Raw genomic sequence first — 22,950 nt, forward strand, 5'->3', positions numbered from 1 at the left:
GAAACGTAGCGGGTCCGCGATCGTGTCGTTTCGGTCACATTCAGGCCAAGCTTGGCCCGCGGCCTAAAGCCCCTCGGTCGCCTTCGACCCGCGCTGGCTGACCTTGTTGAGCCCCTCGATCACCGCGCGCCGCTGGTCGGGACCCAGATCGGCCGTCCGCAAAAGCCGAAGCGCGTTGATGTGGACGTCGACGGCGTCCCAGCGCCAGGCGTCGGCCTCCGCGCAGTTGTCGACCAGCGCGCAGAACGAGATCGCCGCCTGATCGACGCAGGACCCCGGCAGGAAGCCCGACACGTCGATGATCCGCAGGGCCAGGGTGTAGAGGTCCTGATAGACGCCGGCGGCGCGGGTGGCCGCCGCCGACTTGCCGAACCGGCTCTCGATCTCGGCCAGGGCGGCGTCGAGCACCGCCAGCGATTCGGCGCGCAACGGCTCTAGCGCCGCGTCGGCGGCCGCCAGGGCGTCCTTGGCCATCACGCCGCCGTCGGCCCGGACCAGCATCGACAGCCGGTTGGGCGCTCGGAATTTGCGGACGGTGTTCATGGTTTCACTTTCTCGGGGTCGGCCCCGCCCTGGGCCTGCGCGGCCGGCGGCCGGAGCGCCTGCGGGGGATCCTCGCGACGGCGCCCCTTGGCGCCGGGCGGGGGCCCGTCGTTCTTGAACCGCCGGTCGGGGCCCAGATAGGTCGCGCATTCGATGAACTGGCGATCTTCCTTGGCCGCCCACAGGATGCGTTCCAGCACGATCTTGGGCGTGATCGGCTTGGCGATCGTGAAGTTCGCGCCGGCGTCGCGCGCCTTGAACACGTGCGACGGCGGGGTGTGGCCGGAAACCAGGATCACCGCCAGGTAGCGGTTGGCCTCCAGGGCGCCGCGGCGCAGCCATTTGACCAGTTCGTAACCGTCGACCCCGGCCATGTTGGTGGCGCTGATGACCAGGTCGAAGGTGCGTTCGCGCAGCAGGGTCTGGGCCGCCTTGGCGCTGTCGGCGCGCGTCAGGTTCGTGACGCCGAAGCCGACCAGCACCTGGGCCAGCAGGTTCAGGGACGGGACGCTGTCGTCGACGAGCAGCAGCTCGACCTTTTCGAGATTGATGCGGGTCGAAGCGTGAAGCGGTTCGCGCATGGTCTAGAAGAAGTCGAGTTCGCCGGCCTCGGCGTCCCAGCCCGAATGGTTTTCGGCGTCGCGAAGACGCACCACCAGATCAGCCAGGCCAAGCCCTTCGAGCAGCGGCTCGACGGCCATGCTCCATTCCCCGGAAGCGTGCTGGCCGATGCGGGTCAGGACGTCCGACAGGCCGTGCAGGCGCTGGCTCAACTCGTCCAGGGCCTGCAGACGCGACAGGTTCTCCAACGCCGCGCCGCCGCCGGCCAGATCGCCGGCGATGTGTTCGCAGTCGCGGCAGATCGCCGCCGCCGCCATCAGTTCCGCCGCCAGCCGACGCGACAGCTCGCCCACCCGCAGTTGCCCGGGGGTCTCGTCAGCATGAGGCAAGGCGCGCGGCTGGGCGGTCATAGGATCAGAACAGCTCCAGTTCGCCGCTGTGGGCGGCGGGGACGGGCATGGGCGCGGGACGACGGACTTCCATCGGCGCGTTGTCGACGGCGACCAGGCGCTGGCGAACCCGGCCGGAAGCCGGCCAGAACTCGACGCGCCGGGCCGACAGGCCGCCGGTGCTGGACGAGACGATCGGAATCCCTTCGTCGCGCAGGAAGCGCTCGGCGAACGCGGCGTTGCTGGCGCCCACGTCCGAAAGGCCGTCGAACAGCTTGCCGCCGCCGAAGATCTTGGCCTCGAGACGGTCGCGGCGCGCGCCCTTCTTCAGCAGGCCGTTGATCAGCAACTCCATGGCGTAGGCGCCGTAACGGACGGCGTCGCCATTGTCGTTGTTGGCGCGGCCGCCGGTGTCGGGCAGCAGGAAGTGGTTCATGCCGCCGATGCCGGTGGTCGGATCGCGCAGGCAGGCGGCGATGCACGATCCCAGCACCGTGGTCATCACCACGCTGGGGTCGGCCGACACGTGGCTCTCGCCCTGAGTGACGTGAACCTTGATCGCCGGACCCGCTTCGTCGGGGTGGGGATCTCGATGGATCATGTCAGCTGGCCAAAGACCTGTTCGATCTTTTCCTTCAGACCCTGAACAGTGAACGGCTTGACGCAGTAGTTGTTGACGCCGAACTGCACCGCGCGCTGCACGAGCTCGCGGTCGGCCCGGCCGGTCAGCATGACGAAGGCCGTCTGGCGGATCGGCGGGTGCGAGCGCACCGCGCGCAGCAGCGCCAGCCCATCCATCTTCGGCATGTTGAAGTCCGAGATGACCAGGTTGGCCGGCTTGGCCAGCAGGTTCTTCAGAGCCTCCTCGCCGTCGGGAGCCTCGCGGATGTCCTTGAAGCCGATCTGCTGCAAGGCGTTGCGGATCAACGCCCGCATGGTCAGCTGGTCATCGACGACGAGAACGGAAATGGTGCTTGCTTGGGGCATGGGTTCATCGCCTCGCGGAGGCCAGATCGAGAATGGTTTGGCCCATGGAGGACAGGGTGACCTGTTTCTCCACCGCGCCGAGTTCAAAAGCCGTACGAGGCATGCCGTAGACGACGCAACTCTGCTCGTCCTGGCCGATCGTGCGGGCGCCGGCCTTGCGCATGGCCAGAAGTCCCTGCGCGCCGTCGCGGCCCATGCCGGTCAGGATGGCGCCGACCGCCTTGTCTCCGACGGCCTGGGCCACCGAATTGAAGAGCACGTCGACCGAAGGCCGGTGACCGCTGACGGGGTCGCCCTGGGTCAGGCGGCAGCGCAGCCCGGCCGAGCGCACGACTTCCAGGTGGGTCGCGCCGCCCGGAGCGACATAGACCTTGCCCGGCTCCAGCAGGGCGCCGTCGACGGCTTCCTGCACCTTGGCGCCGCTGGCCCGGTCGAGCCGGGCGGCGAAGCTGGCGGTGAAGGTGGCCGGCATGTGCTGGGTGATCACCGTCGGCGGGCCGGTCTCGGGGTACTGGCTGAGGATCGACAGCAGGGCTTCCACCCCGCCGGTCGACGAGCCGATCGCCACGATGTCGCCCGAGGGCAGGTAGTTCTGACGGCGCGGCGTCGCCGGCGCGGCGTCGGCCTTGGTCCGCACCGAGGCGCGGGCGGCGGCCTTGACCTTGTCGGTCACCTCGGCCAGCGCCTCGGCCGTGCCGGTCGCCGTCGTGGGCTTGCCCACGCAGTCGACCGCGCCCAGCTCCAGCGCGCGCAGGGTCATCTCGGCCCCGGCCTGGGTGAGGCTCGAGACCATGACCACCGGCATCGGCCGCAGGCGCATGATCTTCTCGAGGAACTCGATGCCGTTCATGTTCGGCATCTCGATGTCGAGGGTGACGACGTCGGGGTTCAGGGCCTTGATCATGCCCCGGGCCTCGAACGGATCGCCGGCGGCGCCGACCACCTCGATCTCGGGGTCGCGGGTCAGGGCGGCCGTGATCAGGCCCCGCATGGTGGCGGAGTCGTCGACGACGAGAACGCGAATCTTGGCCATCAGCGACCTCCCACCTTGCGATAGGCGGTCAGGCCGGCGCTTTCGAACGCCGTGACCGACGCGCCCACGCGTTCGGAGTGGCCGACATAGAGCTTGCCGCCCGGCGACACCAGCGGCGCGAAGCGCTGCCAGACCCGTTCCTGGGTGGGTTCGTCGAAATAGATCACGACGTTGCGGCAGAAGATGGCGTCGAACGGGCCCTTCATCGGCCAGCTGGGGCCGTTCAGGTTCAGCTCGCGGAACGCCACCATCTGGCGGGCGGCCTCGCAGACGCGGAAGCTGCGACGGTCATCGGCGTCACGCTCGAAATACTGGCCGCGCATGTTGGGGGGGATGCCTTCGAGGAGTTGCTCCTCGTAGACAGCCGTCCGGCCGGTGGCCAGCACGTTGGTGTCGATGTCGGTGCCCAGGATCCGGATGTCCAGATCGGCGGCGTTCGGCCACACCGACAGCACGGTGAAGGCCATCGAATAGGGTTCCTGGCCCGACGAGCAGGCCGCCGACCACAGGCGCAGGCGCCCGCCGGCCCGCACCTTGTCGGCCATGGGCTCCAGGATGTTGGCGCGCAGGTCGTCGAAGTGATGCGGCTCGCGGAAGAACCGGGTGACGTTGGTCGTCAGCGCCCGGAGCATGTTCTGCTGCTCTTCGACATTGCCGTCCTGCGCGACGAACGTGCAGTACTCGGCGAAGGTCTTCAGGCCCAGGGTGCGCAGGCGCTTGGCCAGGCGCGAATAGACCAGCGTCGCCTTGCTGTCAGGCAGGCTGATGCCGGCCTGATCGTACAGCAGGGCCGCGATCCGCTTGAAGTCGGCGCTCGTGAAGGCGAACTCGCCATCGACGAGGGCCTCGCGGCGATCCGTGAAGGAGGCTGAGGGTGTGGTCATCTTAAGCGGCCAGGGCCTCGCGCTCGGGGAGCAGGCGATCCAGCGAGATTTCGCTGATCATTCGCCCTTCGATGGAAATGATGCCGCGCACGAAGTGACGAACGTTTTCGCACGCGATGTCCGGGGTCGGCTGGCACATCTCGTCGGTGATCGACAGGATGTCGGACACCGCGTCGACCAGCAGGCCGACCGTGCGGTCGCCGGCCTGGACGACGATGAACACGCTGCGCACGTTCGGCTCGGTGGTCTGCATGCCGATCCGGCACGCCAGGTCCATGATCGGCAGGACCGCGCCGCGCAGGTTGATCACGCCCCGCATGTAGGCGGGCGACTGCGGCAGGGTGGTCGCCGGGCTCCAGCCGCGGATCTCGCGGACGGCCATGATGTCCACGCAGTATTCCTGCTCACCCACGCGGAACGAGATCAGTTCGCGGGTTTCTTTGCTGGCGATGTGTGTGGGTTCGTTCATCGGGCTATTCCGCGGCGATGAGAGTGGGATCGGACGGAACCGGCGGGCCGCGGCGGCGCAGATTGATCACCGCGTCGACGTCGAGGATCAGGGCCACCCGGCCGTCGCCCAGGATGGTCGCGGCGGCGACGCCCTCGACCTGCTGGTAGTTTTGCTCCAGCGACTTGATGACCACCTGGCGCTGGCCGTGGATAGCGTCGGCCACCAGGGCGGCGCGCGAGCCGTCCTCGCCCTCGACCAGCAGCACCACGCCGTCGGTCGCCGGCGGCGAGGTCGTGCGGTAGTTCAGGGTCAGGCCGACATCGATCAGCGGCACGAAGCTGTCGCGCACGGCCAGGACCGAGCCCGTCGGGCCCAGCGGCCGGATTTCCTCGGCCTTGGGGCGCAGGCTTTCGACGATGCAGGCCAGGGGAATGACCAGGGTCTCGCCGGCCACGTCGACCACCATGCCGTCCAGTACGGCCAGGGTCAGCGGCAGGCTGAGGGTGAAGGTCGAGCCCAGGCCCGGACGCGAGGTGATCGAGATGCGGCCGCCCAGGGCCTGCACCGAACGCTTGACCACGTCCATGCCGACGCCGCGGCCCGAGACGTCCGAGATCTTGTCCGCGGTCGAGAAGCCGGGGAGGAAGATCAGGTTGTCGATCTCTTCGTCGGTCAGGGTCAGGTCGGGCGAGATCAGGCCCTTCTTGACGGCGATCGACAGCACCCGCTCGCGGTTGATGCCCTTGCCGTCGTCCTGGACCTCGATGACGATCCGGCCGCTGCGGTGCAGGGCGGCCAGGCGCACGACGCCTTCCGGATTCTTGCCGGCCGCCTTGCGCTCCTCGGGGCTTTCCAGCCCGTGGTCGATGGCGTTGCGCAGCATGTGGGTGATCGGATCGGCCAGACGCTCGATGACCGTCTTGTCGACCTCGGTGTTCTCGCCGTCCATCACCAGGCGGGCCTGCTTGCCCGTCATGTTGGCGACTTCGCGGACCAGGCGCGGCATGCGCTGGAACACCGACTTCACCGGCTGGGCGCGGATGGCCATCACGCTGTCCTGGATCTGCCGGGTGAGCTGCTCCAGCTCATCCAGACCCATGGCCAGGTTCGAGGACGGGGCGATGCCGTATTCGCCGACCCGCTGGGCCAGCATGGCCTGGTTGATGACCAGCTCGCCGACCAGGTCGATCAGGTGGTCGATGCGCTCGGGATCGACGCGGATCACCGACTGGCCTGGACCGGGGACGTCGATCTGCGCGGGCTTCGCCGCCGGGGCGGCCGGAGCGTTGGCGGCGACCGGCGGCGCGGCGGGGGCCGGAGCCGTGACGGGAGCCGCAGCGGCGGCCTCGACCACCGGAGCGAGCGCTTCGACGGGGGCTTCGATCAGGGCCGTTTCCGGCGCCGACGCGGTTTCGAAAGCCGTTTCGGGTTCGGGCGCCGGAGCGGCGACATTCAGCAGGCTCGCCAGCACGTCGGCCACCGGGGCTTCGCCGCGGGTGATCTCCAGATCGCAGTCGCCGTCGACGAATTCGAAGACTTCGCGGATGGCCTCTTCGCCCTGCTCGGTCTCGAGCCGGACGCTCCAGGTGACGTAGGCGGCTTCGGGGTCGAGGAATTCCAGGGCCGGCAGGGCGCTGTCGTCCAGCGTCGCCTGGACCGGACCCAGCCGGCTCAGCTCGCGCAACAGCAGGGCGGTCTCGTTGGCCTTGCGATAGAGGTCCGATTTCGGACGGATCGACACGGTCCAGACGTTGTCCTCGAGCACGGCGGCGTCTTCGGCCTGCGCGTCGAGGCTGATGGTCATCGGCTGGAAGTCGAAGCCCAGATCGTCGTCGTCCATGCCGTCGTCGTCCGCGCCGATGACGATCGGCGCGGCGTCGACATACTGGGAGGTTTCGACCGGCGCGGCGGCGGCGGGCGCCGGAGCGGCGTTGGGATCGGTCCAGATCTTCAGTTCGGCGGCCATGGCGGCCGAGGCGGCCATGTCGACCGTGCCCAGTCCGCGGGCGGCGCTGACATGGTCGGCCAGCACGTCCGAAGCGCGCAGCAGGACCGCGGTCAGGTCCGGCGTGCTGGGGATCTCATTGGAACGCAGCGCGTCGAGCAGGGTCTCGAACACGTGGGCGAAGCGCACCAGCGGTTCCAGGCCGAAGGCTCCCGCCCCGCCCTTGATCGAGTGCACGGCCCGGAAAACGGCGTTGACGGTGTCGCCATCGTCGTTGCCGTCCTGCATGGCCAAGAGCCCGCCTTCAAGATCCGCGAGGAGTTCCTCGCATTCCTGAAAGAAGGTGACCTTGATGGCCTCTAGCTCGTCCATTCCCCGACTTCCTACAAAGCGTCTTCAAAGTACCTAGAGCACTCGTGCGATCAGGCCGCGACGCGGCGGATCGCCTCAACGAGCTTTTCCGGGTTGAACGGCTTGACGATCCAGCCCGTCGCGCCGGCTTCCCGAGCCCGCTGCTTCTTGCTGGGATCGCTTTCCGTGGTCAGCACCAGGATCGGGATGGCGCGATAATCGTCGTCGATCCGCACCGCCTCGATGAAGCCGAAGCCGTCCAGCTTGGGCATGTTGATGTCGGTGATGATCACGTCCGGGCGATGGGCGGACAGAACTTCCAGCCCGTGTTCGCCGTCGACGGCTTCGACGACGTTGAATCCGGCGCCGGACAGGGCCATGCGCAGCATGTCCCGCATCGTACGCGAGTCATCGACCGTGAGGACAGTACGCGTCACGATGCAGCTCCTTGGATGTCAGTCTGAAGCAAAGCCCCTTCGGCCCCGAACAGACGGATGGTTTCCACGAACGCCTCGGAAGGCGCGGTGATCAGAAAGGGTTTGCCGTCCTCGTCCCACGCCTTGCGGGCGGCGAGCAGGACCTGAAGGCACAGGCCGCCGAGACGGCGGACCTGGTCGGCATGGACTTCGATGTCCTGGCCGCGGCGTTCGACGAACGCCTGCTTGAGCGGCGCCGACGCTTTCAGATCAAGGGTTTCAGGCAGAGCGATCGCGGTCGACATCAAAACTCCTCCCAGCCGTCGGCGGCGGGGGCGGTCGCGGCCCCGCCACGCCCGGGACGGGCGAAGGCGTTGAGGCGAGCGCGTTGTTCAGCCACCGGATTGGCGGCGGGGGCGTGCTGGGCGGGATCGGCCATCTGCGGACGCTCGTACGAGGCCGTCTGCTGGCGGCCGTCGCCGACCCGGAAGCGGCCGATCAGGCGCACCAGCTCGCCGGTCTCGCCCTTCAGCGAGTGGGTGGCGGCGGTCGACTGCTCGACCATGGCGGCGTTCTGCTGAGTGACCTGGTCCATCTGGTTGACGGCGGTGTTCACTTCGTTGAGGCCGGTCGCCTGTTCGGCGGCCGAGGCGGCGATCTCGGTGACCAGGGCGTCGATCTCGCCGACCTTGACCACGATCCGCTGCAGGGCCTCGCCGGTCTGGCCGACCAGGCTGACGCCTTGGCTGACCTGCTGGGTCGAGGACGAGATCAGCGTCTTGATCTCCTTGGCCGCTTCGGCGGAACGCTGGGCCAGGGCCCGGACTTCCTGGGCCACGACCGCGAAGCCGCGGCCGGCGTCACCGGCGCGAGCCGCTTCGACGCCGGCGTTCAGGGCCAGCAGGTTGGTCTGGAAGGCGATCTCGTCGATCACGCCGATGATCTGGTTGATCTGCTTGGACGAGTCCTCGATGGCGCCCATGGCCGAGACGGCCTCGTGCACGACCTGGCCCGAATGGGTGGCTTCGCCGCGGGTGCTGGAGACCACTTCGGAGGCCTGCTTGGCGCCGCTGGCGGTGCGGCGCACCGTGGCGGTCAGCTCGTCCAGGGCGGCGGCGGTCTCTTCCAGCGAGGCGGCTTGCTGCTCGGTGCGGCGCGACAGATCGTCCGAGGCGTGGGCGATCTCGTCGGCGCCGGTGCGCAGGCCGTCCGTCGAGGCCGCGATGACCTTGATGGTTTCCTGCAGCTGGGTGATGGCGGCGTTGAAGTCGTCCTTCAGCTTGCGGTAGTCGCCCGGGAAGTCGGCCTGGACGCGGAACGTCAGGTCGCCCTTGGCCAGGTGCTCCAGGGCCTCGGCCAGCGACGACACCACCAGGGCGTTCTCGCGGGCCGCGGCGGCGGCGGACTCTTCCTTGGCGCGACGCTCGTCGGCGGTCAGGGCGGCGTTCTTTTCCTGCTCGGCGCGCATCTGCTCGAGGTGGACCTGATTGTCGCGGAAGACCTTCAGCGAGCGGACGATGGCGCCCAGCTCGTCGCCGCGGGTCATCTTCTCCAGGTCGATCGTATTGTCGCCCTTCGACAGACGCTCGGTCGCGCCGGCGATGTCGCCGATCGACTTGCGGGTGGTCATGACGGTCATGAAGGCCAGGCCGGCGACCGCCAGCAGGGTGATCACCGACAGGACGATCGTGGCGCTCATCGCGGCGGCGGCTTCGGCCTGACGCTTGGCGGCCTGGGTCGTGGCGCGGGCGGCGGCGTCGTCGACGACCTTCTGCAGTTGGGCGGCCATCTTGACGTAGGTGTCTTCGAAGCTGCCGGCGAAGCTGTTGGCCATGCCGATGTCGACATCGATCATGCCGCTGACCGTGTCGATGGCGCTGCGGCATTCGTCGAGCGACTTGACCAGGGACTCGATCTTCGGACGCTCCGAGGCGGGCAGCTTGGACGAGAGGCCTTTGGTTTCCTTGCCCAGGGCGTCGAACTCGGCCAGCAGCTCGGTGATGCGGGGTCCGGCCGGCGGGGCCATCGGATCGGCCTTCGAGGCCAGGATCTGATAGAGCGTGCCGTGCGCCTTGGTGATGCGGCGCGACAGCGACTGGATCTCGCTGTTGATCCGCATGTCCTGTTCGACGACCTGCTTGAGCGCCGCGGACTGGCTCTTCTGGACGACGATCGCCCCTCCGGCCATCAGGGCCAGCATGAGCAGGGCGAACGCCGGCGCGAAGCCGATTTTGATGATCAATGGAAGATCGACGAGCCGGAATCGCTTCATCGGATTGGTCCCCTCTAGCGGTGGTCCGTGCGCACGGATCACCAACGTCGAGGGGGATCATCACGACATATTCCTAATAGTTCCTGACTTTGGTTAAGAGCCTTTGCCGCAGGGCCTGTCGCACCCCCCGGAATTTCCCGCCGTTCGCCGTCCTCCAAGCCCTCCTGGCCCTGGGAATCTGGAATGAGCCCGCGCGCGCGCGTGAGTCACGCTCGCGGGGGAGCGGAGTCTTAAAAGGCGAAATCAGAGTCTAGTTTCGAGTGAAACGAGCGTATTCGCCAAATAATCGTGGTTATCAATGAGTAAATAAAGCCATCTTTCGATGACTCAGAATATTTTAACTCGCTTATGCGAAAAAGCTCAGGCGTCCGGACGACGCGACCGTCCGAAGGGCGAGACAACACTACTAGGAGCAGCGGGATGAAATATCCGATCGCTATTGCCGCGGGAATCGCAGGCAGCTTTTTCGTCGCCCAAGCCGCCTCGGCGGCTGGTGGTTTCGAAGACCAAATGGGCCGTTGCCTGCAGCAATTCGCGAACACCCGCGACGCCGCTCAGGTGATGCTGGAATGCACCGCCGACGCGGGCAAGCTCACGGAATGCAAGGTCGTGGACAACAGCGCCGCGGGCAAGGGTTTCGACAAGGCCGCCATGTGCATCGCTGAAAAGCTGCCGATGGGCGCCAAGACCGGCACCGTGAAGGTGCCCTTCCGCTTCCCGGGCGGCGCGTAAGTTTTAAAGCTCCTTTTCCAGGCCTTGCTTGGGGGGACCTGAACACGCCTCCGCTGGCTCCGCCGGAGCGTCCTTACAGGGGACGTTCCGGCTAGGGGCCAGCGGGGGCGTTTTGCGTTTGGGGACCCCATCGGCGCCGATGGGGCGCGGCGAACGCTCGCCGGGCCGCCCGCCATTCGGCCGGGGAGAGTCCCCCGGCCGGACAAACGGGCGGTCGCGGTCTAGAATTCCTGCCACTCCTGTTTGACCGCGGTGTTGCCGGCCCGAGCCGCCGGGCGCGCCGTCGCGCCCGGGCGGGCCGTCGGTCGGATCGGCGCCGGTGATCGCGCCGCGGGCCGCCGCGCGGGGCTGGCCTCGGCCCGCTGGCCCACCGTGAACGCTCCGATCAGATTGACCAGCTCGGCCGTTTGACCCTTCAGGGAATGGGTCGCGGCGGTCGTCTGCTCGACCATGGCGGCGTTCTGCTGGGTGACCTGGTCCATCTGATTGACCGCGGTGTTGACCTGGGCCAGGCCCGTGGCCTGTTCCTGGGCCGAGGCCGAGATCTGCAGGATCAGGGTGTCGATCTCCGCCACCTTGTCGACGATCCCGCGCAGGGCTTCGCCCGTCTGCCCCACCAGGCCGACCCCGGCGGCCACCTGGGCGGTCGAGGCGCCGATCAGGGTCTTGATCTCCCGCGCCGCGTCGGCCGAGCGCTGGGCCAGGGCCCGCACCTCCTGGGCGACGACCGCGAAGCCGCGGCCGGCGTCGCCCGCACGAGCGGCTTCCACCCCCGCGTTCAGAGCCAGCAGGTTGGTCTGGAAGGCGATTTCGTCGATGACGCCGATGATGTTGCTAATCTCCCGCGACGAGGTCTCGATCCCGCCCATGGCCGCCACCGCCTGGTCGACGACGACACCCGAACGTTCGGCCTCGGTCTTGGCGCCGGCGACCACTTCGGAGACCTGCTTGGCGTCGGCCGCCGAGCGGCGGACGGTGGCCGTGATCTGGTCCAGCGCCGCGGCGGTCTCCTCCAGGCTGGCGGCCTGCTGTTCGGTGCGGCGCGACAGGTCGTCGGCGGCGGCGCCGATCTCGTCCGAGCCCGCCTGGATGCCGCCCGTCGCCGCGGTCACGCGGGACATCGCCACCTCGAGCGTATCGATCGCCGTGTTGAAATCGTCCTTCAGCTTCTGGAACTGCGGCTTCACCTCGGCCGTCATGCGGCCGACCAGGTCGCCCGCCGCCAGGCGCTCCAGGGCGCCGGCGAGCGCGTCGACCAGCGCCGTCTGGCTAGCCTCGTTCTCAAGCCGCGCCGCATCGAGTTTCTGGCGCTCGGTCTCGATGGCCTCGAGATAGGTCGAGATGGCGAAGTCCATGTCGAGCAGGGCCGCCTTCACAAGCGCGCCGACAGCCTCGCCAGCCTTGCTGGAATCGCCCTTCGACATCAGCCCCCGCGGCCAGAACGACTGGATCGTCGCCCGGATCAGGTGATCGACGACCACCGCGTAGCCGCCGATATACCAGCGCGGCTCCAGCCCGATCCGGGCGTGGACCTCGCCGACCGTGCGGACGGCCTGGATGTAGGAGTCGCTGAAATCGGCCTCGGCGATGGCGCCCCAGTGGTCTTGCTGGCGATCCTTGGCCGAGTCCATGTGGCGCTCGTCCTTGAAGAACGCGCGGGTCTCCGGCGTGTTCTGGACCTTGGCGTAGAACGCGGCGAGGGCCGGGCCGACCTCCTTCTGGATCAGCGGGCGAAGATCCCGCAACGCGGTCCTCGCCTTGTCGTCCAGGCCGATGAACGCAACCCTTTCACTGATCGTCCGGTCGTGCGTCATCGTCGGTCGTTCCCGTGCAAATTGGCGTGGGAGGAACCTCGGTCAGCATGGATAACGAGGTCTTAAGAATTCTCGCCACGCGCGCGGCAAGTCGACGCATTCACGAAAAGGTCGCGGCCGCACGGAGATCGGACCAGCCTACCCGCCCCGCTTGATCGTTTCCCGGGCGATGACCAGTTGCTGGATCTGGCTGGTGCCCTCGTAGATCCGGAAGATCCGCACGTCGCGATACAGGCGCTCGATGCCGTAATCGGCGACATAGCCGGCCCCGCCGAAGATCTGCACCGCCCGGTCGGCGACCCGGCCGACCATTTCCGAGGCGAACAGCTTGGCGGCCGCGGCCTCCAGGGTCACGCCCTCGCCGGCGTCGCGCTTGCGGGCGGTCTCCAGGACCAGCGCCCGGGCCGCCAGGGCCTCGGTCTTGCTGTCGGCGATCATCGCCTGGATCAGCTGGAAGCTGGCGATCGGCTGGCCGAACTGCTTGCGCTCGCTGGCATAGGCCACGCAGTCGACCAGCAGCCGCTCGGCCACCCCGACGCAGACGCTGGCGATGTGCAGCCGCCCCCGGTCCAGCACCTGCATGGCCACCTTGAAGCCCTCGCCCTCCTCGCCCAGCCGGTTCCAGGCCGGCACGCGGACATTGTCGAAGGTCACGTCGTGGATGTGGGCGCCCTGCTGGCCCATCTTCTTCTCGGGCTTGCTGACCGACAGACCGGGCAGATCGCGCGGCACCAGGAAGGCCGAGACGCCCGAACCGCCCTTGGCCTCGGGATTGGTGCGGGCCATCACCGTGAACAGCGAGGCCTTGCCGGCGTTGGTGATGTAGCGCTTGGAGCCGTTCAGCACGTAGTCGTCGCCGTCCAGCACGGCCCGGGTCTGGACCGCGGCGCTGTCGGACCCGGCCTCCGGCTCGGTCAGGGCGAACGAGGTGACGATCTCGCCCGAGGCGATGCCGGGCAGCCACTTGGCCTTCTGGTCGTCCGTGCCGAACATCACCAGCCCCTGGCTGCCGATGCCGACATTGGTGCCGAACGCCGAGCGGAAGGCCGGCGAGGCCCGCCCCAGCTCGATCCCGACCAGGCATTCCTCCTCCATGTTCAGGCCCAGGCCGCCGAAGTCCTCGGGGATGGACAGGCCGAACAGTCCCAGCCCCTTCATCTCCTCGATGATCTCGGCCGGCACGGCGTCGTCCTCGGCGACCTTGGCCTCGATCGGGCGCAGCCGCTCGGCGACGAACCGGCGCACCGTGTCGATCAGCTGCTCGCGGGTCTCGAGGTCCAGGGCCATGGCGTTCCTTCCGCTTCAAACACTTGTTTTGAGCAGACTGTAGCGGCGGAACGCCGGAAGGAAAGAGGTTAGGGCGGGTTCATCGCCAAGAAGCCGAACCCGCCCTGGCTTCTTGTTTGGCGCGGTTCCTCAAGCGAACCGGCGTCCACTTCGCTCGAAACGCCTCAGAACCGCGATCGCCAGGTCGCCAAGGCCCCGACCTCCGGCGCCGCATCGGCCTGGTGACCCGGCTGCAGGGCCAGGCTGGTGCGCACCACCAGCGAGCGCCAGGGGCCGAAGGCGCGCTCCAGGCCCAGGCTCAGATCGATCTCGCGACCGTCGGGCGCGGCGCTGAACCGGCGAGTCGAGAAGGTCAGCGGGTCGTCATAGGCCAGCGGCACGTCGGCCAGCATGGCCTGGAACCTGCCGCCTTCGATGCGCAGGGGCTGGGAGACGCCGAAGGTCAGGCGCGAGCAGGCCCAGCCGACCAGTCGGCAGTCGGCGCCGGCTTCCAGCCGCCAGGCGCTGCTGATGGCGCTGTCCAGCGACAGCAGGCCGCCCTCCACCCCCGTGCGGCCGATCGACAGGTCGGCGTGCAGCGTCAGGCCGGGGCGCGGATAGAGGTCCAGCGCCGCCGCCCCGAACCGGGTCTTGGCCGGCAGGGCCAGGGTGGTGCCGGGCGTCAGGTATGAGCCCAGCGGCCCCAGCGGCTCGTCCAGCGCGCCGCCGGTCAGGCTGAACAGGGCGTCGCCGACCTCCATCATGCCCGTGGCCGAGGTGTAGCTGGAGCCCTCGATCTCGACGATCTGCAGCGGCCGGCGCGGATGGGCCGAGCCCTGTTCGGCCAGCAGGGCGAACCGGCCCAGGCGCACGGCGGCCTGGGTGCTGCGGTCGGGCTGGGCGATGGTCTGGAACGCGTCGCGGCCCGCCGGACCGGCCGGGGCCGCCGCCCCGCCCTCGCCGCTCCAGCTGGACAGGCTCAGGCGGCCATAGGCGACCTGCATCCGCATCGACCGCATCGGTTGGGGACCCAGGGTCAGCGACGGCTCGGGCTCGTGGGCGCGCTCGTCGAAGATCGGCCCCTCGACCGACACCGCCAGGTTCAGCCCGCCCAGGGCCGGTCCGCCCAGCACCACCTGGCTGGAGGCCTGGATCGGCGGCGGGGTCAGCAGGGCGCCGCGCCGGTCGCCCGGCAGGCCGTCGGCCAGGTTGACCGAGAACAGGCGATTGTAGTCGTCGTGGATCACCGTGCGCAGGCCGTCGGCGCGCCGCAGGGCCGAGCCGAAGGCCGAGGCGACATTGCCGCCCACGCCGGGGGCGGTCAGCGTCGTCGCGCCGCCGTCGGGCAGGGACAGGCTGCTGGTCCCCACCGGCGCGAAGGCGCGGGCCAGGTCCAGACCGCCCCGGCCGTAGGTGGAGTCGGTTCCCGCCGTCCCCAGATCGCTGGCGGTGCGCAGCAGGATGTCGACCGCGTCGCGTCCCGAGAGATTGGGGAAGGCCTGCAGCAGCAGGGCCAGGGCGCCGGACACCTGGGGCGCGGCGTAAGAGGTGCCGGACACCAGCGAGCACCCCGAACCGTCGCATTCGGTCTGGATGTCGTCGCCGGGCGCGGCCAGATAGCCGTTGGCCGTCACGCCGGCCCGGTTGGAATAGCTGGCCATCGCCCCGGTCGAGGTCAGGGCGCCGACCGCGATCACCGAGCCGGCGTAGCGCGGATCGACGGCGTAGCGGGCCGGCCACTCCGGATCGGCGGCCCCGTCATTGCCCGAAGAGACGGCGACCACGGTCCCGGCGGCGGCGGCCCGGGTCAGGGCCCCCTCGAACTTCGGCCCCTCCGGACCATCGCCCCCGAGCGACAGGTTGACCACCTTGGCGCCCTTGGCCACGGCGTAGTCCAGGGCGTCGGCCAGGTCGTCGGAATCGAAGACGCAGTCGGGGCAGCCGGGGGTGGAGTTGCGGCTGTCGTCGGCCCGGATCGACAGGATGGTGGAGCCGTAGGCGACCCCCACGGTGCCGGCCCCGTTGAAGCGCGCGGCGATGATGTCGGCCACCCGCGTGCCGTGGCGGCTGGAGCCGACCAGGGCGCCGCGCCCGATGATGTCGGTGGAGTCCGACGACACCGCGCCGATCAGGTCTGGCTGGGTCGCGTCCACGCCGGTGTCGATGACCGCCACGGTGATCCCCTGGCCGCTGGCGCCCTTGGCGTAGGCGACGTCGGCGTTGATCGCCGAGAGGTTCCAGCCGCGCTGGTATTCGGCGGTTCCGGCGGTGGGATAGGCCGGCGGCGGCGGCGGAGGCGGCGGGGGTGGTGGCGGTGGCGGCGGGGGAGGCGGTGTGACGACGCCCGGAGACGGTCCCGAACCCCCGCCGCCGCCTCCGCCGCACGCGACCAGCGGAATCGCGGCGAGCAGCACCCAGACGCTGGGCCGCCAGATCCTGGGGCGATACAGTCGAGACCAAATCAAGCGTCGCAAAATCACCCCCGGGGTCTGTCGCGAGCAGCCTACCCCTTGCCGGCCTCGGCCCGCGCCAGGGCGCTGCGTCGCACCCCGTAGAGGAAATACACCGCCGCCCCGATCAGGTGGGCGTACAGGAAGTAGCGCTGGGTCTTGGCCGGCAGACTGTAGAACAGATAGAGACAGCCCAGGATGGCGCCGGGCGCCACCAATTGCCACAGCGGCGTGGCGAACACCCGCGGCCGGCTGGGATCGCGCACCCGCAGGACGATCACCGACAGGCCCACGGCGATGAAGGCCGCCAGGGTGCCGGCGTTGGCCAGCTCGGCGATGTCCTTCAGCGACAGCAGGCCCGACAGCAACGCCGACAAGGCCCCGGTCAGCAGGGTCATCAGCACCGGGGTGCCGGTCTTGGCGTTCACCCGCGACAGGGCCGGCGGCAGCAGGCCGTCGCGGGCCATCACGAAGAAGATCCGGCTCTGGCCGTACATGAAGGCCAGGATCACGGTCGGCAGGGCGACCACCGCGGCCAGGGCCACCAGCTGCGCCATCTTCGGATGCTGAAGGGTCTCCAGGATGAACACCAGCGGCGCCTCGCTCTTGGAGAACACCTCGGCCCGCGAGGCGCCGATCGCGACGGCGGCGACCAGCATGTAGATCAGGGTGCAGATCAGCATCGAGCCGACGATGCCGATCGTCAGGTCGCGCTTGGGGTTCTTGGTCTCCTCGGCGGCGGTCGAGACCGCGTCGAAGCCGTAGAAGGCGAAGAAGATCAGGCTGGCGGCGGCCATCACCCCGACCTTGATCGCGTCCGGTCCAGCCGCCCCCGCGACGGTATGGGCGGCGAAGCCCTGGGGCATGAACGGCGTGAAGTGGCCGGCGTCGAAGGCCGGCAGGCACAGGACCACGAACAGGGCCAGGGCCGCGATCTTGATCACCACCAGGACCATGTTGACCGTGGCGCTTTCCTTGGTCCCCAGGGCCAGCAGCCCGGCCACGGCGAACGAGATGATCACGGCCGGCAGGTTGACCAGGCCATGCGTGCCGTCGGCGAACTCGACGTGCGGTCCGGCCAGCAGGAATTCGGGAAAGCCGGCCATGCGGAACAGGCCGGTGGCGTGGGCCGACCAGCCCACCGCCACGGCGGCGCAGACCAGGGTGTATTCGAGGATCAGGCTCCAGCCGACGAACCAGGCGACCGGCTCGCCCATGGCCACGTAGCTGTAGGTGTAGGCGCTGCCCGAGGCCGGGATCATCGTCGACAGCTCGGCGTAACACAGGGCCGCGCAGGCGCAGACCGCCCCGGCGATCAGGAACGACAGCATCACGCCCGGCCCGGCCAGGCCCGCCCCGACGCCGGTCAGGGTGTAGATGCCCGTGCCGACGATGGCGCCGACGCCCAGCGCGATCAGGTGATACCAGCTCAGGGTCTTTTTCAGCGCGTGGGCGGGATCGCCGGCGGCGGTGTCGATCGCCTTGCGGCGGTTCCAGAAACTCATCAAGTCCTCCCCGGCTCCAGAGCGTGGCGGCCGAAAGCGGATGCCGGTTTCGGCGCCCGCCACGCTCTGAATGTTTGATTCGCGTCTGTCCCCTAGGGACAGGCGCGGGCGGGGACGATGGGCTAGGCGCGCCGCGTCGCCAAGGGGGAGAATTTGCTCCGCCGACGACGTTTCCTGACAAGCTTGTACAGCTGACGCTCACATCGGGGTCGGAAGCCGCCTCTCGATCGAGGCGGCGTCAGGTTGATGTCGATCAAGGCCTCGATCGCGGCGGCGCGCACCGTCAGTCACATCCAGCTCGCAAGACTGTTGGAAATCAAACAGGAGGACGTCCAATGCGCGTTTCCAAAATCGCCACCGGGGCGGCGATCGCCATGGCCCTGGCCGTGGCGGGCCTCGCCATCGCCCAATCCGGACCCGGCCTGGGCGCCGGGACTGGGGGCATGATGGGCCGCGGCATGATGGGGCGCGGCATGATGGGTCCCGGCATGATGATGCACAACGGGACCTGGTGCGCCGGTTGCGGCTACATGGGCCCCGGCTGGGGCGCTCGCCAATCAAGCCTGAACCTCGGCGCGGCCGACGTGAAGGCCTACATGGAGAGCTACCTCCAGTACCAGGCCAATCCCCGTGTCAAGCTGGGCGCCGTCAAGGAGACCGACGCCGACTCCATCACCGCCGACGTCGTGACGACGGAAGGCGGCGTTCTCGTGCAGCGCTACATCTTCGATCGCCGCACGGGGGCCTATCGTCCGGGCTAGCGGCGCCGCCTGAGCTCAGATCACCGCGTCGAAGGCCGCCCAGTTGGGAACCGGCGCGTCGGTCCCGGCCGACTTGCGGCCGCGATTGGCGATGCGGGTGTGGAGCAGCTTCACGCAGCGGCTGCCCGTGGTCTCGAACAGGAACGGGAAGATCCCGTGGACGAAACAGGCCAGGCCGCCCAGCAGCATCGGAAAGGCGAAGCTCCAGGCCACGGCCATGTGCTCGCCATAGGTCTCGTCGACCGAACGCGGATGGCGGGTGAAGGCGTCGAGCATCAGCATCCTCGGATTTGCGCCTTTCCATGATGCCGCGCTTCGAGAGAATGACATGGTCTGAAACACGGCTTCGTGGCAATTAGGGAGAATTGAATTCTCCAAATGGGCCGCGATATAGAATGATCTCGCTCGACCAGATCGACCGCCGCCTGTTGGCGATTCTGCAGCAGGACGCCACCGTCCCGATCGCCGAGCTGGCCGAACGGGTGGGCCTGTCCCAGACCCCGTGCTGGAAGCGGATCAAGCGGCTGCAGGATAGCGGCGTGATCACCGCCCGCGTCGCCCTGATCGACCGCGAGGCCCTGGACCTGCCGCTGACGGTGTTCGTGGCCGTCAAGACCGGCCGCCACGACGAGGAGTGGCTTGCGACCTTCGCGGCCGGCGCCAAGGCCCTGCCCGAGGTGGTCGAGTTCTACCGGATGAGCGGCGACGTCGACTATCTGCTCAAGGTCGTGGTCCGCGACATCGCCGCCTATGACCGCTTCTATCGCCGCCTGATCGCCACCGCTCCGCTGACCGACGTGTCGTCGAGCTTCGCGATGGAGCAGATCAAGTTCACGACGGCCCTGCCGATCGCGATGGGGTGAGGCGCGACCTTGTTACCGCCGACAACCCGGCTGAACGAGGGGTTCGGAACAAGTCCGAGGATGACGGTTCCAAAAATGGAGGCGCAAGCGCGCGAGCGGATGCGAAGCGGCTGCTCTGGATTAGCGGGCGCGCCGGTAATGCATGGCGACGACGCCGTTACGGAGCGGCGTGGCCGAGATCAGCTCGAGCCGTCGCGTGCCGGGCAGCCCGCTCTGGTGGAGGGTTGGACCGTGGCCGGCGATCCGGGGGTGGACGAGGAACTTGTACTCGTCGATCAGATCCAGCTGGTCCAGCTCGGTCGCGAGCTTGCCGCTGCCCAGGAGCACGCCGGCCGGGGTCGCGTCCTTGAGCCTCTGCACGCCCGTGCGCAGGTCGCCGGCGATGTGGCGGCTGTTGGTCCACGGGAAGGCCGTTCGCGTCGACGACACCACGTACTTCGGCTTGGCCTCCAGCTTGACCGCCCACTCGCGTATCGCCGGCGGCGCCTCCACGTCGCCGCGGGCGACCGCCGGCCAGTAGCTCTCCATCATCTCGTAAGTGACGCGACCCCACAGCATCGCCCCGCCCTCGTCCATGAGGCGGGTGAAGAAGGCGTGCGTCTCGTCGTCGGCGATCCCCTCCCGGTGGTCGACGCAGCCGTCCAGGGTGAGGTTGAGGCTGAAGGTCAATAGTCCCATGCGGCGAGTCTAAGCCATGCCATGGCGTACGCCAATTGCTCGGGGTCGATGTTGAACTTCCGCAACGGGTCGAAAGCAGTCCCCGGCCCCTGCCCCTGCCCCGAAACAGACCTCCCGCCCCAGCTCAGTCCGGCCACAGGTCCTGCACATCCCCCTTGCGGTTCAGCATGTGCGTGGCCCGCTTGATCAGCATCAGCAGGCGCTCGCGCCGCCCGTCGCTGTCGTAGGTCAGGGTCGTCCGCGCCAGGCCTTCCAGCATGAACCGCGCCAGGTCCCGGCTGGCCTGGAACCGAGGGCCCGCCCCGGCGTGGAGGATCTTCAGGAAGTGGTCGCCGGCCTGGGCGCGATCGAACTCGGCCTGGGCCGGGGCCAGCAGGGCCTGGACGGCCGGGTCGGTGCGGCCGGCGGCCTCCAGCTCGGCGAAGGCCAGGAACGGCACCGAATGCAGCAGGTCCCAGTAGCTGTCGATCGCGTGCTCGGTGACGTCGGCGCCCGGCGGCAGGGTGTCGGCGGCGGCGCGGAACAGGGCCGAGCGCTCGGCCTGGACGTGGGCCACGGCCGCCTCGACCAGCGCCTCGCGGGTGGGGAAGTGGTAGAGCATCGCCCCGCGCGTCAGGCCGGCGGCGTCGGCGATCACCGGATTGGCCGCGGCGTGATAGCCGATCTCGGCGATCAGCCGCATCGCGCAGTCGAGAATGCGCGCCCGGGTCTTCAGCGACTTGGGCGTATCCTTGGCGAGGCGAGCGGCGTCCATGATCCTGATCTAGTCAATGCGATGTTGCGCTGCAACAGCACAGCGCCGGTAAAGCTTTGCCTTGCTCCCCTTGATTTATCCAATGGTGAAATTTCGGGCGTTGGTGCGGCGCAGCGTCGCGCCTGGACGGGGGTGGGGGCGCGGAACGTCGTTTCACGAAAGCGACATGCAATCAGCTTAATCGCGGCCCATGCGCCCCCGACGGGACTTGGGGTCACCGCCGGTCCGGGGGGACCGGCGTCCGAACGCCGACCAGAACCGCCGGAGGGGCTAGCATGGTCACCGAAACCGACACCGAGATCCGCGGTTACCGCTCGATCTTCATCAGCGACGTGCACCTGGGCACGCGCGGCTGCCAGGCCGAGCTGCTGCTGGACTTCATCCGCCACGTCGAATGCGACAAGCTGTACCTGGTGGGCGACATCATCGACGGCTGGAAGCTGCGCAGCGGCTGGTACTGGCCCCAGAGCCACAACGACGTGGTGCAGAAGATCCTGCGCCTGGCGCGAAAGGGCGTCGAGGTGATCTATGTGCCCGGCAACCACGACGACCGGGTCCGCGACTTCTGCGGCGTGCATTTCGGCGGCGTGGTGGTGGCCCGCGACGTGATCCACGAGGCCGCCGACGGCAAGCGCTACCTGGTGGTCCACGGCGACGAATTCGACGGGGTGGTGCAGCACGCCAAGTGGCTCGCCTTCCTGGGCGATTGGTCCTATAGGACCATCCTGATGCTGAACACCTTGCTCAACCGCGCGCGTCGGAAGCTGGGGTTCGGCTACTGGAGTCTTTCGGCCTATCTGAAGGTCAAGGTGAAGAACGCGCTGCAGTTCATCGAGAATTTCGAAGCCGCGGTCGCCGACGAAGCGCGCCGGCGCGGCGTCGATGGCGTGATCTGCGGCCACATCCACAAGGCCGAGATGCGCGAGATCGACGGCGTGCTCTATGTGAACGACGGCGATTGGGTGGAAAGCTGCACCGCGCTCGTGGAACATATGGACGGACGGCTCGAAATCCTGGAATGGTCCAAGCTTAGGTCCTGGTCGGTGATCGACCGGGCAAGGGCGCTCACCATCGAGCCCCCCATTGCGGAGCCTGCCGCCGCCTGATGCGGATACTACTCGCCACCGATGCATGGGAACCGCAGGTCAACGGCGTGGTTCGGACCCTCACCAAGGTGATGGCCGAGCTGAAAGCCATGGGCCATGAAGTCGATGTCGTCAGCCCCGACCAGTTCCCCACCTTCCCGCTTCCGACCTATCCGGAGATCAAGCTGGCCATCGGCGCCTACGAGCCGGTGATGGAGCGCTTCAAGTCGTTCGAGCCCGAGGCGATCCACATCGCCACCGAGGGTCCGATCGGCCTGGCCGCCCGCCGCATCTGCCTGGAATGGAAGCTGCCGTTCACGACCAGCTACCACACGCGGTTCCCGGAATACGTCTCGGCCCGCCTGCCGCTGCCGCTGTCGGCCGGCTACACCTACATGCGCTGGTTCCACAAGCCGTCGGGCCGGCTGATGGTCGCCACCCCGACCATGCGCGACGAGCTGATCCGCCACGGCTTTCGCAACATCTCGCCCTGGACGCGCGGCGTCGACACCGACGTGTTCAAGCCCCGCGCGGAGGGCGACGCCGACGTGTTCGCGGGCCTGGCCCGGCCGATCTTCCTCAATGTCGGCCGCGTGGCCGTCGAGAAGAACATCGAGGCCTTCGCCAGCCTGGACCTGCCCGGCACCAAGGTCATCGTCGGCGACGGCCCGCAACGCGAGGAGCTGGCCGAGAAGTACCCGGACGTGGTGTTCGCCGGCGCCAAGTTCGGCGAGGAGCTGGCCCGCCATTTCGCCAGCGCCGACGTCTTCTGCTTCCCGTCCCTGACCGACACCTTCGGCCTGGTGATTCTGGAGGCCATGGCCGCCGGCGTGCCGGTGGCGGCGTTCTCGGCCCCGGGGCCGATCGACATCATCCCGGGCTCCGGCGCCGGCGCCCTGGCCCCCGGCCAGACCGACGGCCTGCGCGAGGCCTGCCTGGCGTGCCTGGACATCGACCACGTCGTGGTCCGCAAATTCGCCGAGGGCTTCTCGTGGCGCGCCTGCGCCGAGGAGTTCTACAAGAACCTGCAGCCCTATCCCGAGCCGGAAAAGACCCGATTCTGGCGGCGGCTGCGGCGGCTGGCGCGGTTGCGGCGCAAGCCGGCGGCTTAGCACCGGCTAGCACTTGCCCCCTGCGGGTCGCTTCGCGACCGTCTTCCCCCACGGGGGGAAGAGGAGCCCCGCGCGCGTCCTCCGCCCCCTATGGGTCG

At 68.6% G+C, this 22,950-nt stretch carries 24 protein-coding genes; 5 read left to right on the plus strand and 19 right to left on the minus strand.

Going from position 1 to position 22,950, the window contains the following annotated elements:
• Positions 1-63: 63 nt before the first annotated feature.
• Genes ASD38_RS11490 through ASD38_RS11545 form a run of 12 tightly spaced genes read right to left on the minus strand, consistent with a single transcriptional unit; the run spans position 64 to position 9,832 of the window.
• On the minus strand, positions 64-543 hold the full coding sequence (locus ASD38_RS11490) for a hypothetical protein (RefSeq protein ID WP_056460217.1): 480 nt from the start codon (positions 541-543) through the stop codon (positions 64-66).
• Entirely contained in the window at positions 540-1,124 is a 585-nt protein-coding gene (locus tag ASD38_RS11495; RefSeq protein ID WP_056460218.1) for a response regulator, read from the minus strand. The genes ASD38_RS11490 and ASD38_RS11495 overlap by 4 nt, the downstream gene beginning before the upstream one ends.
• A 3-nt stretch (positions 1,125-1,127) precedes the next feature.
• Entirely contained in the window at positions 1,128-1,514 is a 387-nt protein-coding gene (locus tag ASD38_RS11500; protein ID WP_056440405.1) for a hypothetical protein, read from the minus strand.
• Between the two features lie 4 nt (positions 1,515-1,518).
• The gene (locus ASD38_RS11505; protein ID WP_056440404.1) at positions 1,519-2,094 is read right to left on the minus strand and encodes a chemotaxis protein CheD; all 576 of its coding nucleotides are present in this window, start codon (positions 2,092-2,094) and stop codon (positions 1,519-1,521) included.
• A complete protein-coding gene (locus tag ASD38_RS11510; RefSeq protein ID WP_010918325.1) occupies positions 2,091-2,480 on the minus strand; it encodes a response regulator in 390 nt (129 codons plus the stop codon). The genes ASD38_RS11505 and ASD38_RS11510 overlap by 4 nt, the downstream gene beginning before the upstream one ends.
• A gap of 4 nt (positions 2,481-2,484) precedes the next feature.
• Positions 2,485-3,513, minus strand: a complete 1,029-nt coding sequence (locus ASD38_RS11515) for a protein-glutamate methylesterase/protein-glutamine glutaminase (protein ID WP_056440402.1) — start codon at positions 3,511-3,513, stop codon at positions 2,485-2,487.
• Complete coding sequence (locus tag ASD38_RS11520) at positions 3,513-4,397, minus strand: CheR family methyltransferase (RefSeq protein ID WP_056460219.1); 885 nt, start codon at positions 4,395-4,397, stop codon at positions 3,513-3,515. Before ASD38_RS11520 ends, ASD38_RS11515 begins: the two co-directional genes overlap by 1 nt.
• A gap of 1 nt (position 4,398) precedes the next feature.
• On the minus strand, positions 4,399-4,866 hold the full coding sequence (locus tag ASD38_RS11525; RefSeq protein WP_056440398.1) for a chemotaxis protein CheW: 468 nt from the start codon (positions 4,864-4,866) through the stop codon (positions 4,399-4,401).
• 4 nt (positions 4,867-4,870) lie between these two features.
• Positions 4,871-7,165, minus strand: a complete 2,295-nt coding sequence (locus ASD38_RS11530; protein ID WP_056460220.1) for a chemotaxis protein CheA — start codon at positions 7,163-7,165, stop codon at positions 4,871-4,873.
• A 50-nt stretch (positions 7,166-7,215) separates the two neighbouring features.
• Positions 7,216-7,581, minus strand: coding sequence for a response regulator (locus ASD38_RS11535; protein WP_056440394.1), 366 nt, complete (start codon positions 7,579-7,581; stop codon positions 7,216-7,218).
• Positions 7,578-7,865 (minus strand): STAS domain-containing protein, encoded by a 288-nt coding sequence (locus tag ASD38_RS11540; RefSeq protein WP_056460221.1) that lies wholly within the window; start codon positions 7,863-7,865, stop codon positions 7,578-7,580. Before ASD38_RS11540 ends, ASD38_RS11535 begins: the two co-directional genes overlap by 4 nt.
• Positions 7,865-9,832 carry a methyl-accepting chemotaxis protein gene (locus tag ASD38_RS11545; protein ID WP_056440390.1) on the minus strand — a complete coding sequence of 656 codons (1,968 nt, stop codon included), beginning with the start codon at positions 9,830-9,832 and terminating at the stop codon, positions 7,865-7,867. The genes ASD38_RS11540 and ASD38_RS11545 overlap by 1 nt, the downstream gene beginning before the upstream one ends.
• Before the next feature lie 420 nt (positions 9,833-10,252).
• Between ASD38_RS11545 and ASD38_RS11550 the strand changes: the two genes are divergently transcribed.
• Positions 10,253-10,564 carry a hypothetical protein gene (locus tag ASD38_RS11550; protein ID WP_012284370.1) on the plus strand — a complete coding sequence of 104 codons (312 nt, stop codon included), beginning with the start codon at positions 10,253-10,255 and terminating at the stop codon, positions 10,562-10,564.
• 221 nt (positions 10,565-10,785) lie between these two features.
• On the opposite strand, the gene ASD38_RS11555 is transcribed toward ASD38_RS11550, so the two are convergent.
• From ASD38_RS11555 to ASD38_RS11570, 4 genes are all read right to left on the minus strand, one after another.
• Positions 10,786-12,378 carry a globin-coupled sensor protein gene (locus ASD38_RS11555; protein WP_056460223.1) on the minus strand — a complete coding sequence of 531 codons (1,593 nt, stop codon included), beginning with the start codon at positions 12,376-12,378 and terminating at the stop codon, positions 10,786-10,788.
• A 138-nt stretch (positions 12,379-12,516) separates the two neighbouring features.
• Positions 12,517-13,665: an acyl-CoA dehydrogenase family protein gene (locus ASD38_RS11560; protein ID WP_056440386.1), complete on the minus strand. Its 1,149-nt coding sequence runs from the start codon at positions 13,663-13,665 to the stop codon at positions 12,517-12,519.
• A 164-nt stretch (positions 13,666-13,829) separates the two neighbouring features.
• The gene (locus ASD38_RS11565; protein WP_056460225.1) at positions 13,830-16,109 is read right to left on the minus strand and encodes a S8 family peptidase; all 2,280 of its coding nucleotides are present in this window, start codon (positions 16,107-16,109) and stop codon (positions 13,830-13,832) included.
• A 38-nt stretch (positions 16,110-16,147) separates the two neighbouring features.
• A complete protein-coding gene (locus tag ASD38_RS11570) occupies positions 16,148-17,599 on the minus strand; it encodes an amino acid permease (RefSeq protein WP_156390672.1) in 1,452 nt (483 codons plus the stop codon).
• Positions 17,600-17,934: 335 nt separating this feature from the next.
• Here ASD38_RS11570 and ASD38_RS23900 point away from each other — a divergent pair, with 335 nt between their 5' ends.
• On the plus strand, positions 17,935-18,360 hold the full coding sequence (locus ASD38_RS23900; protein WP_056460229.1) for a hypothetical protein: 426 nt from the start codon (positions 17,935-17,937) through the stop codon (positions 18,358-18,360).
• Positions 18,361-18,375: 15 nt separating this feature from the next.
• Here the strand turns inward: ASD38_RS23900 and ASD38_RS11580 are convergent, their stop codons facing one another.
• A complete protein-coding gene (locus tag ASD38_RS11580; protein ID WP_056441146.1) occupies positions 18,376-18,636 on the minus strand; it encodes a DUF6356 family protein in 261 nt (86 codons plus the stop codon).
• A gap of 119 nt (positions 18,637-18,755) precedes the next feature.
• Between ASD38_RS11580 and ASD38_RS11585 the strand changes: the two genes are divergently transcribed.
• A complete protein-coding gene (locus ASD38_RS11585; RefSeq protein ID WP_056460231.1) occupies positions 18,756-19,223 on the plus strand; it encodes an Lrp/AsnC family transcriptional regulator in 468 nt (155 codons plus the stop codon).
• Positions 19,224-19,343: 120 nt separating this feature from the next.
• Here the strand turns inward: ASD38_RS11585 and ASD38_RS11590 are convergent, their stop codons facing one another.
• On the minus strand, positions 19,344-19,901 hold the full coding sequence (locus tag ASD38_RS11590) for a dihydrofolate reductase family protein (protein ID WP_056440374.1): 558 nt from the start codon (positions 19,899-19,901) through the stop codon (positions 19,344-19,346).
• A gap of 124 nt (positions 19,902-20,025) precedes the next feature.
• Complete coding sequence (locus tag ASD38_RS11595; protein WP_056440372.1) at positions 20,026-20,655, minus strand: TetR/AcrR family transcriptional regulator; 630 nt, start codon at positions 20,653-20,655, stop codon at positions 20,026-20,028.
• Between the two features lie 275 nt (positions 20,656-20,930).
• Between ASD38_RS11595 and ASD38_RS11600 the strand changes: the two genes are divergently transcribed.
• Together ASD38_RS11600 and ASD38_RS11605 are read left to right on the plus strand one after the other, a co-directional pair.
• Positions 20,931-21,761, plus strand: a complete 831-nt coding sequence (locus ASD38_RS11600) for a UDP-2,3-diacylglucosamine diphosphatase (protein WP_056440371.1) — start codon at positions 20,931-20,933, stop codon at positions 21,759-21,761.
• Positions 21,761-22,852, plus strand: a complete 1,092-nt coding sequence (locus tag ASD38_RS11605) for a glycosyltransferase family 4 protein (protein WP_056460233.1) — start codon at positions 21,761-21,763, stop codon at positions 22,850-22,852. Before ASD38_RS11600 ends, ASD38_RS11605 begins: the two co-directional genes overlap by 1 nt.
• Positions 22,853-22,950: the final 98 nt, after the last annotated feature.

The organism is Caulobacter sp. Root487D2Y (assembly GCF_001427165.1).
Taxonomy (GTDB): domain Bacteria; phylum Pseudomonadota; class Alphaproteobacteria; order Caulobacterales; family Caulobacteraceae; genus Caulobacter.

Bases quoted from the DNA above. Each gene is read 5' to 3' on its own strand.
- ASD38_RS11525 (WP_056440398.1), bottom strand. From the start codon at position 4,866: ATGAACGAACCCACACACATCGCCAGCAAAGAAACCCGCGAACTGATC.
- ASD38_RS11505 (WP_056440404.1), bottom strand. From the start codon at position 2,094: ATGATCCATCGAGATCCCCACCCCGACGAAGCGGGTCCGGCGATCAAG.
- ASD38_RS11520 (WP_056460219.1), bottom strand. From the start codon at position 4,397: ATGACCACACCCTCAGCCTCCTTCACGGATCGCCGCGAGGCCCTCGTC.
- ASD38_RS11555 (WP_056460223.1), bottom strand. From the start codon at position 12,378: ATGACGCACGACCGGACGATCAGTGAAAGGGTTGCGTTCATCGGCCTG.
- ASD38_RS11515 (WP_056440402.1), bottom strand. From the start codon at position 3,513: ATGGCCAAGATTCGCGTTCTCGTCGTCGACGACTCCGCCACCATGCGG.
- ASD38_RS11490 (WP_056460217.1), bottom strand. From the start codon at position 543: ATGAACACCGTCCGCAAATTCCGAGCGCCCAACCGGCTGTCGATGCTG.
- ASD38_RS23900 (WP_056460229.1), top strand. From the start codon at position 17,935: ATGCGCGTTTCCAAAATCGCCACCGGGGCGGCGATCGCCATGGCCCTG.
- ASD38_RS11500 (WP_056440405.1), bottom strand. From the start codon at position 1,514: ATGACCGCCCAGCCGCGCGCCTTGCCTCATGCTGACGAGACCCCCGGG.
- ASD38_RS11550 (WP_012284370.1), top strand. From the start codon at position 10,253: ATGAAATATCCGATCGCTATTGCCGCGGGAATCGCAGGCAGCTTTTTC.
- ASD38_RS11570 (WP_156390672.1), bottom strand. From the start codon at position 17,599: ATGAGTTTCTGGAACCGCCGCAAGGCGATCGACACCGCCGCCGGCGAT.
- ASD38_RS11545 (WP_056440390.1), bottom strand. From the start codon at position 9,832: ATGAAGCGATTCCGGCTCGTCGATCTTCCATTGATCATCAAAATCGGC.
- ASD38_RS11495 (WP_056460218.1), bottom strand. From the start codon at position 1,124: ATGCGCGAACCGCTTCACGCTTCGACCCGCATCAATCTCGAAAAGGTC.
- ASD38_RS11530 (WP_056460220.1), bottom strand. From the start codon at position 7,165: ATGGACGAGCTAGAGGCCATCAAGGTCACCTTCTTTCAGGAATGCGAG.
- ASD38_RS11540 (WP_056460221.1), bottom strand. From the start codon at position 7,865: ATGTCGACCGCGATCGCTCTGCCTGAAACCCTTGATCTGAAAGCGTCG.
- ASD38_RS11585 (WP_056460231.1), top strand. From the start codon at position 18,756: ATGATCTCGCTCGACCAGATCGACCGCCGCCTGTTGGCGATTCTGCAG.
- ASD38_RS11580 (WP_056441146.1), bottom strand. From the start codon at position 18,636: ATGCTCGACGCCTTCACCCGCCATCCGCGTTCGGTCGACGAGACCTAT.
- ASD38_RS11605 (WP_056460233.1), top strand. From the start codon at position 21,761: ATGCGGATACTACTCGCCACCGATGCATGGGAACCGCAGGTCAACGGC.
- ASD38_RS11595 (WP_056440372.1), bottom strand. From the start codon at position 20,655: ATGGACGCCGCTCGCCTCGCCAAGGATACGCCCAAGTCGCTGAAGACC.
- ASD38_RS11590 (WP_056440374.1), bottom strand. From the start codon at position 19,901: ATGGGACTATTGACCTTCAGCCTCAACCTCACCCTGGACGGCTGCGTC.
- ASD38_RS11560 (WP_056440386.1), bottom strand. From the start codon at position 13,665: ATGGCCCTGGACCTCGAGACCCGCGAGCAGCTGATCGACACGGTGCGC.
- ASD38_RS11600 (WP_056440371.1), top strand. From the start codon at position 20,931: ATGGTCACCGAAACCGACACCGAGATCCGCGGTTACCGCTCGATCTTC.
- ASD38_RS11510 (WP_010918325.1), bottom strand. From the start codon at position 2,480: ATGCCCCAAGCAAGCACCATTTCCGTTCTCGTCGTCGATGACCAGCTG.